The 13,742-nt window shown below is 62.6% G+C and carries 15 protein-coding genes; 7 read left to right on the forward strand and 8 right to left on the reverse strand.

The genetic code is table 11. The features are described from left to right. Positions 1 to 19: 19 nt before the first annotated feature. Entirely contained in the window at positions 20 to 1,315 is a 1,296-nt protein-coding gene (locus P9254_RS01150) for a hypothetical protein (RefSeq protein ID WP_278054159.1), read from the reverse strand. Between the two features lie 95 nt (positions 1,316 to 1,410). Next, entirely contained in the window at positions 1,411 to 2,241 is an 831-nt protein-coding gene (locus P9254_RS01155; protein ID WP_095800769.1) for a cell envelope integrity EipB family protein, read from the reverse strand. A gap of 138 nt (positions 2,242 to 2,379) precedes the next feature. Between P9254_RS01155 and P9254_RS01160 the strand changes: the two genes are divergently transcribed. From P9254_RS01160 to P9254_RS01170, 3 genes are all read left to right on the forward strand, one after another. Further along, positions 2,380 to 2,844: a RidA family protein gene (locus tag P9254_RS01160; protein WP_278054156.1), complete on the forward strand. Its 465-nt coding sequence runs from the start codon at positions 2,380 to 2,382 to the stop codon at positions 2,842 to 2,844. A 12-nt stretch (positions 2,845 to 2,856) separates the two neighbouring features. Beyond that, positions 2,857 to 3,585, forward strand: coding sequence for a glycerophosphodiester phosphodiesterase (locus P9254_RS01165; RefSeq protein WP_095800770.1), 729 nt, complete (start codon positions 2,857 to 2,859; stop codon positions 3,583 to 3,585). A gap of 144 nt (positions 3,586 to 3,729) precedes the next feature. Further along, complete coding sequence (locus P9254_RS01170) at positions 3,730 to 4,944, forward strand: GNAT family N-acetyltransferase (protein ID WP_278054154.1); 1,215 nt, start codon at positions 3,730 to 3,732, stop codon at positions 4,942 to 4,944. On the opposite strand, the gene P9254_RS01175 is transcribed toward P9254_RS01170, so the two are convergent. Continuing rightward, positions 4,934 to 5,131, reverse strand: a complete 198-nt coding sequence (locus tag P9254_RS01175; protein ID WP_278054152.1) for a hypothetical protein — start codon at positions 5,129 to 5,131, stop codon at positions 4,934 to 4,936. The two genes, P9254_RS01170 and P9254_RS01175, sit on opposite strands and share 11 nt — an antisense overlap. A gap of 157 nt (positions 5,132 to 5,288) precedes the next feature. Between P9254_RS01175 and P9254_RS01180 the strand changes: the two genes are divergently transcribed. Next, complete coding sequence (locus P9254_RS01180; RefSeq protein ID WP_066992609.1) at positions 5,289 to 5,717, forward strand: HIT family protein; 429 nt, start codon at positions 5,289 to 5,291, stop codon at positions 5,715 to 5,717. Between the two features lie 369 nt (positions 5,718 to 6,086). After that, positions 6,087 to 7,019 (forward strand): phosphatase PAP2 family protein, encoded by a 933-nt coding sequence (locus P9254_RS01185; protein ID WP_278054150.1) that lies wholly within the window; start codon positions 6,087 to 6,089, stop codon positions 7,017 to 7,019. Between the two features lie 237 nt (positions 7,020 to 7,256). Here P9254_RS01185 and clpA read toward each other — a convergent pair whose 3' ends face one another. Continuing rightward, on the reverse strand, positions 7,257 to 9,722 hold the full coding sequence (gene clpA, locus P9254_RS01190) for an ATP-dependent Clp protease ATP-binding subunit ClpA (protein WP_066992605.1): 2,466 nt from the start codon (positions 9,720 to 9,722) through the stop codon (positions 7,257 to 7,259). A 6-nt stretch (positions 9,723 to 9,728) separates the two neighbouring features. Further along, positions 9,729 to 10,055, reverse strand: a complete 327-nt coding sequence (gene clpS / locus P9254_RS01195) for an ATP-dependent Clp protease adapter ClpS (protein ID WP_041000825.1) — start codon at positions 10,053 to 10,055, stop codon at positions 9,729 to 9,731. A gap of 89 nt (positions 10,056 to 10,144) precedes the next feature. Between clpS and P9254_RS01200 the strand changes: the two genes are divergently transcribed. Then, positions 10,145 to 10,321, forward strand: coding sequence for a hypothetical protein (locus P9254_RS01200; RefSeq protein WP_156751000.1), 177 nt, complete (start codon positions 10,145 to 10,147; stop codon positions 10,319 to 10,321). Between the two features lie 10 nt (positions 10,322 to 10,331). Here the strand turns inward: P9254_RS01200 and P9254_RS01205 are convergent, their stop codons facing one another. Next, positions 10,332 to 10,661: a phasin family protein gene (locus tag P9254_RS01205; protein ID WP_066992785.1), complete on the reverse strand. Its 330-nt coding sequence runs from the start codon at positions 10,659 to 10,661 to the stop codon at positions 10,332 to 10,334. 288 nt (positions 10,662 to 10,949) lie between these two features. Between P9254_RS01205 and P9254_RS01210 the strand changes: the two genes are divergently transcribed. Then, on the forward strand, positions 10,950 to 12,404 hold the full coding sequence (locus P9254_RS01210) for a D-alanyl-D-alanine carboxypeptidase (RefSeq protein ID WP_095825362.1): 1,455 nt from the start codon (positions 10,950 to 10,952) through the stop codon (positions 12,402 to 12,404). 41 nt (positions 12,405 to 12,445) lie between these two features. On the opposite strand, the gene P9254_RS01215 is transcribed toward P9254_RS01210, so the two are convergent. Both P9254_RS01215 and P9254_RS01220 read right to left on the reverse strand, forming a co-directional pair. Then, positions 12,446 to 13,144: a molecular chaperone DnaJ gene (locus P9254_RS01215; RefSeq protein WP_278054147.1), complete on the reverse strand. Its 699-nt coding sequence runs from the start codon at positions 13,142 to 13,144 to the stop codon at positions 12,446 to 12,448. A 123-nt stretch (positions 13,145 to 13,267) separates the two neighbouring features. Next, positions 13,268 to 13,705 (reverse strand): DUF1489 family protein, encoded by a 438-nt coding sequence (locus P9254_RS01220; RefSeq protein ID WP_067319848.1) that lies wholly within the window; start codon positions 13,703 to 13,705, stop codon positions 13,268 to 13,270. Between the last annotated feature and the right edge of the window lie 37 nt (positions 13,706 to 13,742).

Consider the following 13,742-nt stretch of genomic DNA (forward strand, 5'->3'; position numbering starts at 1 on the left):
ACCCCGGGCCGACGCGAAGTCAGCGATGATAGAAGGGATTCGGATAGGAAATGAAGCCGCCGGCGGCTTCAAGTTCGGTCACGATCCTCGACACCGCTTCCTGCATCCTTGAGCGCAGCACGGCGAGCGTCTCTTCGACCGAACCATCATATGCATGAAGCGCCAACGGCTCGGGCACGCGGATGTGAGCGCAGCGCGGCCCGGCGGGCTGCGGAATGAAGCGGTTGATCGAATCGCGCAAAGCGCCTTTGCAATAGTCGTTGCGGATGCGCTTCAGATGCTCGGCGATCTCCTCCTGGGTTATCGTCTGATTGGCGAAGGCCCAGGAGCCGACGCGCTGGACGCGCTGGATCGTTTCCGCCAGTTTTCGCACGCGTTTTTGCTCATCCGCATCAGCCTTGCCCTCGCGCAGCCAGCGGCGTGAACGCCGCAGCAACTCGGCCAAATCGAGGTCGGGTTCGGCCGCAACGGCATCGGCGAGCCGCAGGCCAAGCTCGGCCAGCACCCTTTGCTGGCGGCTGGCAAAGGAAGCGCCCGCCTCTGCGGTCAGGCCGCAGGCCTGCTCGTCGAGGGAGAGCAGGCCTGAATAGATGCTGTAGACGCGCTCCGGCAGGGAGCCGGCTGCAACACTTTCCATTTTCAGCTTTTTCTCGACATAGGCGCATTCCCTGGCGAGCGGCCGCTCGACATTGCCGATGAAGGCGAGCTTCCAGACAACAGGAGCCACCCAGACCTTGAAATCCTTGTTGGTTTCGCGCCCGCGCTTCAGCGCCGCCAGCCCCATCTCCACCGCGCCGGGAAGCAGCGGCGCGACATGGTTGCCGTGCCAGCCGACGCTGCCTTCCGGATGAAGCAGCACGCCATGGCCTTTCAGCGCCCAATCGACCGAATGCGCCTTGGCGGCTTCGCTGTTGCCGGGAATCTGCGCGATCAGATTGTTGGCCAGCCAGAATTTCTGCATCAGCCGACCGAGCCCGTTCACCACCCCATGTGTTGCCCATGAGGCGGCAAGCGGGCTGACGCGCGAGACGATCTCCTTGTCGATCATCCAGTCGGTGAAGAATTCCGGATGGTTGGGCGTGATGAACGTCGCTTGGCCTTCGCCGCAGCAGGCGTGCAGCTTCTGCTGGTCGGCGACGGGAAAGTCGATGTGACGGATATTGGCGACGCCGCGCAGGCCGGCGAGCCGATTGAACGGCAACAGGTCGCGGAAGCCGGGAACCCCTCGCAACATGACGATGCGGTTGACGATCGTCATCACCTTGATCAGCGCCGGATTGGGTCGCGGCGCCACGAACACGTCGATCCTGCCCAAGCTTTTCCCCCGAAATGCCTACGGGATGCTGGAACGGGATTGCGGCGTCTTCAAGTCAGGCTCGGCGACGGATCGCCGTAGCGGTTAACCCGCCGCTATTTCGAGGCCGGACAGGGCTTGGCCTGATCGAACAGCGACAGGTTCACCAATTTGCCGGTCATTGAGAAGTCGCCATAATCCATGACGAGGTCGCGCGTGATGCCGTTCTCATGCAGTTTGAAGCTGATCCGGTACTCCGGCACCTCTTCGCCGCTCTTGTCGGTGTCGTCGAAATAGGCGATGTCGACCGGCCAGTATTTGTCGGTGGCAAGCTTGGCGAGCGCCGGCGCTTCCGGGTCCGCCTTGTCGGCGTCGGCTCTTTTGCCGACGACGACGGTGGTCGTCATCACCTTATTGGCATCCTCGGAGCCGTCGAACAGATTGGTCTGATAGAAGTTCTCTCCCTTCTCGGCCTTGCCGATCAGCTCCACGAGGTGCTGGGTGGGGAACTGCGTGGCGGCGAGCTCGAGCGTGTTCTTCTCGGGCTTGTCGATGTTGACTTTGAGGCCTTTCGGCTCCCTGGTCGCCATACCCTTGACTTCCTTGTCGAGGTTCTGGTCGACGAAGGATTTCGTCACGAAGGAGAAGGTCTTGCCTTCTGCGTCCTCGAACGTCGTCGTCTGCTGGTCGGTCAGCCTGGTGTTCTCGCTGGTGACGATCTGGGTGACGAAACGGAACTTCACCGTATAGCCCTCGCAGGGAGAGCCATTGAACTCATAGACCATGCGGCCGGAGATGCCCGTGATGCCGGAGCGGTCGGACGCCTTGTTGAGGGTGAGATCATAGACGGCGCGGTGCGCCTGCAGCGCGGGCACGGCAAGGGCCGGAGCCATCGGGATGGCCGCCGACACGAGAGCGGTGGAAAGGAAAAGGCGCGTCAAGCGCATGCAGTGCTCCGATCGTCGCGGCCGATGGCAGGCCGCAGGGAAAGATGGTCCAGCTTAAAAAAAGTCGTGGCGGAAGCGAGGCAAAAATAGCAATTTCGGCCCCGCCAACGCGGCGCCTTCCAGCAATAGGGAAAACCAATGAGCGAAACAATCGAAAAGCGGCTAAGCGATCTCGGCGTCACCATTCCGGCCGCCGCAGCGCCGGCCGCCAACTACGTGCCCTACTGCCGGACCGGCAACACCCTCTTCACCGCCGGGCAGCTGCCGCTGAAGGACGGCAAGCTGCAGGCAAGCGGGCTGCTTGGCCGCGACATCGATACCGCCGCCGGCAAGGAGGGCGCAAAATTCTGCGCCATCAACATCCTGGCGCAGGCCAAGGCAGCACTTGGCGATCTCGAAAAAATCCGCCGGCTGGTCAAGATCACGGTCTTCGTCGCCTCGGCGCCGGACTTCGTCGAGCAGCATCTGGTCGCCAACGGCGCCTCCGACTTCCTCGTCGCGGTCCTCGGCGAACGTGGCAAGCACGCTCGCTCCGCCGTCGGCACTGCGTCGCTCCCGCTCAATGCCGCGGTCGAGATCGAAGCGATCTTCGAAGTCGAGTAAAACGAGCCTGACATGACCGACCTTTCCTGGTTGATTGCCCGCCCCGTCGCGCATCGCGGCTTCCATGACATGAACAAGACACGCTGGGAGAACACGCTGTCGGCCTTCGCCGCGGCAGCCGACCGCGGTTACGCGATCGAATGCGACGTGCATGTCTCGTCCGACGGCGTTCCCGTCATCATCCACGACTGCGACCTGAAACGCCTGACAGGCGAGAATGGCTTCGTCTGGCAACGCACCGCGGCCGAGCTCACCGCGCTCAAGGTGGGCGGCACGAAAGATCATGTGCCGACGTTGCAGGAGGCGCTCGACCTGATCGACGGACGCGTGCCGCTGGTGGTCGAGCTGAAAGGTGTTCCCGGCCACGACAAAGGATTGGTCGCGAGCGTCGGCAGGCTGCTCAAGCGCTACACTGGCAAGGTGGCGATCATGTCGTTTGACCATTGGCTGATCCGCGACTTCGCCAAGGAGGCGCCGGGCATTCCCGGCGGGCTCACCGCCTACGGCAAGGACGACCAGTTGATCGAGGCGCATTTTGCCATGCTGGCGCACAACCTCGCCTTCACCTCTTACGCCGCCGGCGATCTGCCGAACCCGTTCGTCAGCTTCGTGCGCGAAAAGCTCAAGATGCCGGTCATCACCTGGACCGTGCACGACCAGCCGGCGGTCGACCTCACCTTCAAATATGCCGACCAGATGACCTTCGAGGGCTTTGAGCCGGACCTGGTCAAGGTCGCCTAGAGCTGGATGATTTCAGGTCGAACGACCTGGATCAGATCCGAGCATGATGCCGTCCGAAAACCGCTTCGCACTTTCGGCATCATGCTGTGAGGCAGTGCCTGAAACGTGACTTGTAGCTGCCCTGAGGACGCTTAAATAAGCCGGATGGATCAGGGTGACGACGACGATGGACCGACAGCGAATGCGGACTATTCGGTCCGCGTCGCGGCGACCATCGGCGCATTCACCTGCGATGAATGGAACGGCTTCGCCGCAACCACGCGCGGCGACAAAGCAAACGGCTACAACCCCCTCGTTTCATTCGGTTTTCTGAGCGCGCTTGAGGATTCTGGCTGTGCCGTGCGGCGCACCGGCTGGCAGGGTCATCACCTCAGGCTCGAGACGGCGCAAGGCAAGCTGCTGGGCGCCGCGCCTTGCTATCTCAAATCGCACAGTCAGGGCGAATATGTCTTCGACCACGGCTGGTCGGACGCGTTCGAGCGCGCAGGTGGACGCTATTATCCCAAGCTGCAATGCTCGGTGCCTTTCACGCCGGTCACCGGGCCTCGCCTGCTCGTAAGCAGGGGCGAGGACGAAGGCGCGGTGAGGGCCGGCCTCGCCGCCGGCCTGAAATTGGTGACCGACAAGCTCGGCGTGTCTTCCGCGCATGTCACCTTCGCCGCCGAGCCCGACATTGCGACGCTCGAAGCAGCGGGTTTCCTGCACCGGACCGACCAGCAGTTCCATTTCTTCAACGAAGGCTTTTCGAGCTATGATGACTTCCTCGCCACGCTCGCTTCACGCAAGCGTAAGGCGATGAAAAAGGAGCGTCGCGAGGCGCTGGCCGACGGCATCAGCATCGATTGGCTGACCGGCAGGGACATCACCGAACGCGTCTGGGACGATTTCTTCGCTTTCTACATGGATACCGGCGGCAGGAAATGGGGCCGCCCTTATCTCAACCGCCAGTTCTTCTCGCTGATCGGCGAGCGCATGGCCGAGGACATTCTCCTGGTCATGGCCAAGCGCAACGGCCGCTACATTGCGGGCGCCATCAACTTCATCGGGTCCGACGCGCTTTACGGCCGCAACTGGGGCTGCATCGAGGATCACCCCTTCCTGCATTTCGAGGTCTGCTACCATCAGGCGATCGACTTCGCGATCGAGCGCAAGTTGAAGGTGGTGGAGGCCGGCGCGCAAGGCGAGCACAAGTTGGCGCGCGGCTACCAGCCGGTGACCATGCATTCGGCGCACTACATCGCCCATCCTGGCCTGCGCAACGCGGTCGCCGACTACCTTCGCCGCGAGAGGCGCGAGGTGGAGCGGATGGGGGAGTATCTCGAAGAGCACACCCCGTTCCGCAAGGATCTCAAGGAATAGCTCGGGCCTTGCCATCCACAGTCATTGCGGCTTTCGGGCCGCGATCGGAACGAGGAACGAAAAGCAGGCAACCAGGAAGAAATGCCGCCGCAAGCGCCAGCAGATCGCCGTCGCGCCACGCGGCGGCGATGAAGAACAGCGCCGACACAATGAACAACAACAGCCATCCGGCGACGATCCACTTCACAGTCGCTCCATCCTGACATTGACGTATCAGACGACAACACCTGCGATCATGCAACAGCGATGGCCGACCGCGCTGCCGACAGATCGGCTCAATCGTCTTGCCGCTCGGAAGCGGCTTCGCTACACCGGACGACGACACCTAATCCGGAGTGCCCGCCATGGCCGAAGCCTACGATCCCGGCAACATCTTTGCGAAAATCCTGCGCGGCGAAATCCCCTCGCACCGCATCTATGAGGACGATGCGGTCGTAGCCTTCATGGATGTGATGCCGCAAGGAGTCGGCCACACGCTGGTGGTGCCGAAGGCGCCGTCGCGCAATATCCTCGACGCCGATCCGGCAACATTCGGTCCGCTGTTTGCCGTGGTGCAGAAGGTGGCGGTTGCCGTGAAAAAGGCCTTCAATGCCGACGGCGTCACCTTGATGCAATTCAACGAGCCGGCCTCCGGGCAGACCGTCTATCATCTCCATGTCCACGTCATTCCGCGCTTCGACGGCGTGCCGCTGAAGCCCCATTCCGGGCAGATGGAAAAGCCGGAAGTGCTGGCCGAGAACGCCGGCAAGATCCGCGCGGCACTAGGGAACTAAAGCGCGCGGTCCCGTCGCCGTTGAAGGCCGACTGACAGCCTCGCACTGACGATCCTATATCGGTTTGCCGCGACAACCCCGGCGCGTTTTCCCCGGCCGCGTGCGGCGCCCGGATGCGACCGTTTGCACTCGAATCGTTTGGTTAGGAAATATCGAACCATCTCGCTGTAGAACGCTGGGGCGTGGCGAGCTATTGGGTTTCAAACCATGGACAATTCGGTTGCGGCGTCGACCCCCCTTGCGAGGATGGCTGGCGGACGGGCTTTTCTGATCGCCCTGGCACACGCCTTTCGACGACACAGATTGCTTCACGCCTTGGCCGTCGGCGCTCTGCTTCTGGCAATAGCGATCGGCATGCGCACCGGAAACATGCCGGATTTCGGCATATTGAAAGAATACATTGAGTACCTTTTGATCGCTTTCTGGATCTGCGGTTGCGTCTTTGCACTTGGGATTTTTCTCCACCTTGCGCTGGTCAAACGGGATCCCGAACCGCTCGGCGCCTTCCTGAAATCGCTGGGCAGCTTTTTCGGCGACGCCGAACGCACGGCCAACAGCCTCAACGGCCTGACCGCCAGCATCGCCTTCGTATCCGCCGTCGGTGTTCTGAAAGGAGCCATCGCAATCCTCTCCCCTTTTGCATGGGACAAGGCGCTGGCCCACGCCGATCGGATCCTGCATTTCGGTAGAGCCCCGGACGAATGGCTGTGGTTTGTCGTCCAGTCGCCATTTGCATTGAGGATGCTCAATCTCGCCTACAATTTCTGGTTCATCGTGCTCATCGCCACGGTTTTCACCGCCTGCATCACGCGCAAAGATACGAAGCTGCGTCATCAGTTCCTGATGAGCTTCATGCTGATATGGACGCTTGGCGGCTTCTTCCTGGCGATGGGGCTGTCGTCGGCAGGGCCGTGCTTTTACGAGCGACTGGGACTCGGCGGTGACTTCCGTCCCCTCATGCAGGCACTCGCCGCCGCCGATCGCATCTATCCGATCTGGGCGCTTAGCACGCAGGACATGCTATGGAGCGGCTATACCGGCGCGACCGTCGGCAGCATCGGCATATCCGCTTTCCCGTCCATGCACGTGGCGATGGCGGTGCTTTTCTCTTTGTACGCAACGCGGCGCTCCCGGCCGGCCGGTATCCTGATGTGGGCATTCGCTGCCATGATAATGGTCGGCTCAGTCGCGCTTGGCTGGCATTATGCCATCGACGGCTACGCGGGTGCGCTCTTGTCGATCATGATCTGGAAGGCGTGCGGATATTTCCTGACACGCTTCGCGCCGGACGGCGTTGCTTGACTCTGCAGCCAGCAAACATTTCCCGGGGCGGCAATGCTCGACTTCCGGAGGGCCGCGCGCCATTCCGTATGGATGATTTGGCCAGCCGTCACGTGCCGGTTCCTCCCAATCAAAAAGCCCCGTTGCCGGGGCTTTTTGACTGCAATGCATGTCGCCCAAAGACGGGCGGCCGTTTTGGTAACAAGCACCTAGCGCGCGCCGCCTGAATCCGTTTCAGCGGGACGCGCTTCAGGTCGATCAGCCCTTGCGGGGCAGCTGTGGCACCAGGCTTCGCTTGCCGCCGTCCTTGCCCTTCGGCTCCGGCTTCTGCGCCACGGCCTTCTTGGCGGCAGGCTTCTTCGCCGCCGCCTTCCTCGGCTTCGGCGCGTCCTCCGGCTCTTCCTTCTTCGGCTTCACCGGAGCTTCATCGGCCAACGATTCGAGCTTCAGGCCGGTCTCGCCGGTTTCCTTCTTCTCGACGGTGACGCGCACCGTGCCACCCTTCTTCAGCTTGCCGAACAGCACCTCGTCGGCCAGCGGCTTCTTGATGTGCTCCTGAATGACGCGGCCGAGCGGACGCGCGCCCATGCGCTCGTCATAGCCCTTGTCGGCCAGCCAGGCGATCGCGTCCGGCGACAGGTCGAAGGTGACGCCCCGCTCGGAAAGCTGAGCCTCGAGCTGCATGACGAATTTCTGCACCACCTGATGGATCACCGGTATCGGCAGCGAGCCGAACGGAATGATCGCGTCGAGACGGTTGCGGAATTCGGGCGTGAACAGCCGGTTGATAGCCTCGACGTCGTCGCCCTCCCGCTTGGTCGAGCCGAAGCCGATCGCCGCGCGCTGAGCGTCCGATGCGCCCGCATTGGTCGTCATGATCAGGATGACGTTGCGGAAGTCGATCTGCTTGCCGTTGTGGTCGGTCAGCTTGCCATGGTCCATCACCTGCAACAGGATGTTGAACAGATCCGGATGCGCCTTCTCCACCTCGTCGAGCAACAGCACGCAATGGGGATGCTGGTCGACACCGTCGGTCAACAGTCCACCCTGGTCGAAGCCGACATAGCCGGGAGGTGCGCCGATCAGCCGCGAGACGGTGTGGCGTTCCATATATTCCGACATGTCGAAGCGGATCAGCTCGACGCCGAGCGAGGCCGCGAGTTGCTTGGCCACTTCCGTCTTGCCGACGCCGGTCGGCCCCGAGAACAGGTAGGAGCCGATCGGCTTCTCCGGCTCGCGCAGGCCCGCCCGCGCCAGCTTGATCGCCGACGTCAGCGCTGTGATTGCGGTATCCTGACCGTAGACGACGCGCTTCAGCTCGACATCGAGACCCTGCAGCACCTTCTCGTCGTCCGCCGAAACCGTCTTCGGCGGGATGCGCGCCATGGTGGCGATCGTCGCCTCGATTTCCTTGATGCCGATCGTCTTCTTGCGCTTGGCCTCAGGCACCAGCATCTGCGAGGCGCCGGTCTCGTCGATCACGTCGATCGCCTTGTCCGGCAGCTTGCGGTCGCTGATGTAGCGGGCCGACAACTCCACCGAAGCCTTGATCGCTTCGCTCGTGTAGCGGACCTTGTGGAACTCCTCGAAATAGGGCTTCAGGCCCTTCATGATCTCGATGGCGTCCTCGATGGTCGGCTCGTTGACGTCGATCTTCTGGAAGCGCCGCACCAGCGCGCGGTCCTTCTCGAAGAACTGGCGGAACTCCTTGTACGTTGTCGAGCCGATGCAGCGGATCGCGCCGGACGACAGCGCCGGCTTCAACAGGTTGGACGCATCCATGGCGCCGCCGGACGTGGCCCCTGCCCCGATCACGGTGTGGATCTCGTCGATGAACAGCACCGCGCCCGGATAGTCCTCGAGCTCCTTGACGACCTGCTTCAGCCGCTCCTCGAAGTCGCCGCGATAGCGCGTGCCGGCCAACAGCGTGCCCATGTCGAGCGCGAAGATGGTGGCGTCCTGCAGCACCTCGGGCACGTCGCCTTCGACGATGCGCTTGGCAAGGCCCTCGGCGATCGCCGTCTTGCCGACGCCTGGGTCGCCGACATAGAGCGGGTTGTTCTTGGAGCGGCGGCACAGCACCTGGATGGTGCGATTGATCTCGCTCTCGCGACCGATCAGCGGATCGATCTTGCCGGCCTTGGCCTTGTTGTTGAGGTTGATGCAGTAGGCCGTCAGCGCGTCCTGCGGCTTCTTCTTGCCGCCGTCTTCCTGCGGCTCGGCGCCGTTCTGACCGCCCTGCTCATCGTCGGCGCCGCGCGGCGTACGCGACTCCGAAGCGCCGGGGCGCTTGGCGATGCCGTGCGAGATGTAGTTGACCGCGTCGTAGCGGGTCATCTGCTGTTCCTGCAGGAAATAGGCCGCATGGCTTTCGCGCTCGGCAAAGATTGCGACGAGCACATTGGCCCCGGACACCTCCTCGCGGCCGGACGACTGCACATGGATGACGGCGCGCTGGATGACGCGCTGGAACCCGGCGGTCGGTTTCGAATCCTCGTCGTAACCGGTGACGAGATTGTCGAGCTCGGTGTCGATATAGGTCAGAACGGTGTGCTTGAGCTCGTCGAGATCGACATTGCAGGCGCGCATCACCGCGGCCGCCTCGGTGTCGTCGATAAGCGCCAGCAGCAGGTGTTCGAGCGTTGCATATTCATGATGCCGCTCGTTGGCGAATGTCAGCGCCTGATGTAGCGCCTTTTCCAGGCCTTGGGAGAAAGCCGGCATGTTACCTCACTTCTTCTCCATCACGCATTGCAGCGGATGCTGATTCTGTCGGGCGAAATCCATGACCTGAGACACTTTGGTCTCGGCCACCTCGAATGTGTAGACCCCGCACTCGCCCACTCCATGATTATGAACATGCAGCATGATGCGTGTGGCGGCCTCGCGGTCCTTCTGGAAAAAACGCTCCAGGACGTGGACCACGAACTCCATGGGAGTGTAGTCGTCGTTAAGGATGAGGACCCTGTAGAGGCTGGGCTTTTTTGTCTTGGTTTTGGTGCGCGTGATGACCGCCGTGCCGCGACCGGGATCGTTGCGGTCGCCGTCACCTTGCATTCGCACCACGCCTGCCGTGGCAGTCAAACCGATCGTCACGTAGTCCTGCCTTTTCGAATCCTCATGCGAGTTCAACATGTAGGTCTTCGATGGCCGATTTTAAGCCCTTCTGTTTAGCTGACAATATGGCTAGGTACGCAAACTTCAGCGAATTTCTCAATCGTGAATGCGGCAAGGCGCGGGTGGTTGCGGCGGCGCATGAAAAAACCCGGCCGCGCTTCCGCGACCGGGTTGTTTTTGCGGGCCGGCTAGCCTGCCCGATGTGATCGGACGAAATTACTTCGCCTTGGCGACGACCGATTCGAAAGGCTTGTAGGCTTCCTTGGCGAGCTCGGCATAGAGATTGCCGATCTTGCTGGCCTCGGCCACGAAGCTCTCGTAGCTCTGCTTGGCGTAGTCGGTCTGGATCTCGATGGCCTTCTCGATCGACTTGGCCGAGAACAGCTTCTCGAAGGCGGCGCTGCCGGCCTCGAAGCTCTTCTTGGTGTATTCGCCGGCTTCGGTGGCGATCGCCTGCGCACCCTTGGTGAGCGAGGCAAAGCTCTTCAGCCCGGTGTCGGCAAACTCCTTGCCGTATTTCGCGAAGTCCTCATAGGTCTGGGTCATTTCATGCCTTCCCTTGGTTGAAACGCCCATTTAGCCCCGGGCGCCCTTGTGCAATGCACCGGAATATATTGTGCGCTGCACAAAAGTCAAGATTGCCTTGAGCCGCAAGGGCTCCGCGCGACAGCGACCGCTAAAGTTCGAATAAACAGAGGCTCAAATCGCCAGAAAATGGTGAACGCGGCGGTTACCATAAACGGATTGGTAACGCTGACCGCGATAGCTTGGCCGGAAGTGAGGCAGGCACCCCTCTGCCGCCTCCGGGGCAACGAAAATTCAGGGTAAGTAACGGTGCGTCAGGCGTTGTCGGGCTTCGTCTCCAAATCTTCGTTCTCCTTCAAGGCGATCATGATTGCCGCGCTCGCGGTGACGATTGTCACCGCCGATGTCGCCTCCGCGATGGCGGCAAAGTCTGCCGCGATTGTCGTCGACGCCAAGACCGGAAGGGTGCTTTATTCGGCCGACGCCAACGGCCGGCGCTATCCGGCTTCGCTCACCAAGATGATGACGCTCTACCTCACCTTCGAGGCATTGGCGAAGGGCAGGATCGGCAAGAACACGCCGGTGCCGTTCTCGGCCCATGCCGCGTCCGAGCCGCCGACCAAGCTCGGCGTGCGCGCCGGCGGGTCGGTGCCGGTCGAGACCGCGATCCTGTCGATGGTGACGAAGTCGGCGAACGACTCGGCGACCGCGCTGGGCGAGTTGCTCGGCGGCAGCGAAGACAATTTTGCCCGCATGATGACGGCCAAGGCACGCCAGCTTGGCATGAACGGCACTGTCTTCCGCAATGCCAATGGCCTGCCCGATCCGGGCCAGTTCACCACGGCGCACGACATGGCGATGCTCGGCATCGCGCTCCGCGAGCACTTCCCGCAATATTACGGCTATTTCTCGCAGCGCTCGTTCCTCTATGGCCGCCAGCGCATCAACGGCCATAATCGCCTGCTCGGCCGCATCAAGGGTGTCGACGGCATCAAAACCGGCTACACGCGCGCTTCCGGCTACAACCTGGTCTCCTCAGTCGCCGATGGCGATCGCCGCCTCGTCGCAGTGGTGATGGGCGGCGCTTCCGGCCGCAGCCGCGACAACCAGATGGCTTCACTGATCAACACCTATCTGCCGCGCGCCTCGACCCGCGGCGGCGGCAACCTGATCGCCAAGGCGGGCGGCGGCAATCCGATCAAGGCTCTGGCCAAGGTCCTCCTGCCCAAGCATGACGCGCCGACTCCGGACGAAAAACCGGCTGTCGACGACACCGAAGTCGCGTCAGCCGATGACAGCGCGCCGGTCGCTGAGGAAACCAAGCCGGTGATCCAGGTCAGGAAGGTGAAGACGGTTGCGGTGGCCGCCATGGCTCCGGCACCCGCGCCCCAAGAAACCACCTCAGAGACCGAAACCGCATCACAGCCCGAAGCCACGTCCCAGACGGTTGCCGCTTACGCCGAGCCGGCCGCAGCCGCCGCCCCGGCCATCGATCCGGTCAAGACGGCCTCGCTGCCGTCGGGATGGGTGGTGCAGGTCGCGTCCTCGCCGACGCAATCGGGGGCTCAGGCGCTTCTCGACAAGACGACCAAGCAGGCGCCGAAGGTGCTGGCCGACGCATCGGGCTTCACGGTCGCGTTCGACAAGGGCGGCGTCACCTACTACCGCGCCCGCTTCGGCGGTTTCGGCTCGAAGGACGCGGCCTGGAAAGCGTGCGACGCCCTGAAGCGAAAGAAGATCGAGTGCTACGCCGTCCAGCAATAGGCGGCTTTTGAACCTCCCGGGAAGTTCCGCGTCGAAGGAGACTAGTCGTGATTGGAGAGCAAGACGTCCTTGGCTTCATTGATCCGCGCCGCCAGGACAGACGTGCCGCCGACATCGGCGTTCAGGCGCTGCATCAGGCGGAGGTGCGCCTTGCGGATATCCGCCGCGGCAGCCCCCGCTTCAAGACCAAGGATCTTGTAGGCCTCCTCCTTAGTCATGGCGCCCGCACCTGGCGCAACACCCAGCCCTTCGCCGCTGTCCGGCTGCGCGTCCTTGCGCCAGACGGGAAAACGGCCGTCAAGATACGTCTCTAGCAGTTGGCGGCTCTCCGGGTCCGGCCGCAGCTCGACATGGAGTTGCTGCAGCTCGGCGATCTCCATGGCGCTCAGCATTCTCCCCTCATAATGGCCGGCGAGAACAAGGCCTTCGAGCTTGCCGCTGTCGTGGTCGAGCTCCATTTCGAGAGCCGCGGTGCGCACGGTTGAGCGTTTGGCCGCGACAAGTTTCGGTGGCGGTCGCCTCGCCCGCATCCAGGCATACCAGCCTGCAGCCGCAATCATCAGCAGGCCGCCAAAGCTGCTGCGGCCGACCACGAGCATCGTCGCGCCGATCAGGCCCAACAGCGCGGGCCCAAGCGTTCTGAGACTGTCCGCCATCCTCGCTGCGTCGGCACGCACAAAGATTGTCGCGGCGCCGAAAAGCACCAGGAGCACGGCTGCCAATGCGATGATCACGCCCATCAGTTTGCACCGCCATCCAAATGATTGTGCATCGAAATCAAGATGTGGCGCAGGGGCGGTGCTTGCAAGCCCCACGCCGGGCCGCTCGAAGGGCCAGCAAGCGGAAGATGAGGACCTGCAGTCCTACAGCAGGCCGAGTTCCGCAAGCTCCAGGCGCAGTTTCGGCGGCATCTCGGCCAATGCGGCCCTGCCCTTGCCGAGATCGGCCGGCGCATCGGAGGGCTTAAGATAACGCCAGCCCTGGAAGGCGCGGCGCGGCTGCCAGTCGGTGCGCACCACTTCGGGATCGAGCACGAGATGGCAGCGGCCGATGCCTTCGCCGTCGACGAAAGGCCGGATCTCCGTGATCAGCTGCCGGCATTGGACGTTGCCCTTGATCACCCAGTAGAGCGAGCCGCCATCGGTGATCTCCCCACCGCGCGTCGGCACCATGCGCGTGGTGTGCCAGTGCTCGGCCGGCTCGCCGGCGCGGCACCGCTCGTCGAGACGGAAGGCGATCCACTCTTCCAGGTCCTCGACGCTGTCGCAGCCGACGCAGAGTTTGACGAGATTCAGAGACATGCCCGCAATCTAGCGACAGCGCCGGAGGCATTCAACG

Origin of the sequence: Mesorhizobium sp. WSM4983, from assembly GCF_029625765.1 — a bacterium.
Classification (GTDB): Bacteria; Pseudomonadota; Alphaproteobacteria; order Rhizobiales; family Rhizobiaceae; genus Mesorhizobium.

Coding starts and splice junctions, on each gene's coding strand:
- P9254_RS01215 (WP_278054147.1), bottom strand. CDS start 13,144: ATGGGCGTGATCATCGCATTGGCAGCCGTGCTCCTGGTGCTTTTCGGC.
- P9254_RS01205 (WP_066992785.1), bottom strand. CDS start 10,661: ATGACCCAGACCTATGAGGACTTCGCGAAATACGGCAAGGAGTTTGCC.
- clpA (WP_066992605.1), bottom strand. CDS start 9,722: ATGCCGGCTTTCTCCCAAGGCCTGGAAAAGGCGCTACATCAGGCGCTG.
- P9254_RS01200 (WP_156751000.1), top strand. CDS start 10,145: ATGGCCGATTTTAAGCCCTTCTGTTTAGCTGACAATATGGCTAGGTAC.
- P9254_RS01180 (WP_066992609.1), top strand. CDS start 5,289: ATGGCCGAAGCCTACGATCCCGGCAACATCTTTGCGAAAATCCTGCGC.
- clpS (WP_041000825.1), bottom strand. CDS start 10,055: ATGCAAGGTGACGGCGACCGCAACGATCCCGGTCGCGGCACGGCGGTC.
- P9254_RS01165 (WP_095800770.1), top strand. CDS start 2,857: ATGACCGACCTTTCCTGGTTGATTGCCCGCCCCGTCGCGCATCGCGGC.
- P9254_RS01160 (WP_278054156.1), top strand. CDS start 2,380: ATGAGCGAAACAATCGAAAAGCGGCTAAGCGATCTCGGCGTCACCATT.
- P9254_RS01185 (WP_278054150.1), top strand. CDS start 6,087: ATGCCGGATTTCGGCATATTGAAAGAATACATTGAGTACCTTTTGATC.
- P9254_RS01220 (WP_067319848.1), bottom strand. CDS start 13,705: ATGTCTCTGAATCTCGTCAAACTCTGCGTCGGCTGCGACAGCGTCGAG.
- P9254_RS01170 (WP_278054154.1), top strand. CDS start 3,730: ATGGATCAGGGTGACGACGACGATGGACCGACAGCGAATGCGGACTAT.
- P9254_RS01155 (WP_095800769.1), bottom strand. CDS start 2,241: ATGCGCTTGACGCGCCTTTTCCTTTCCACCGCTCTCGTGTCGGCGGCC.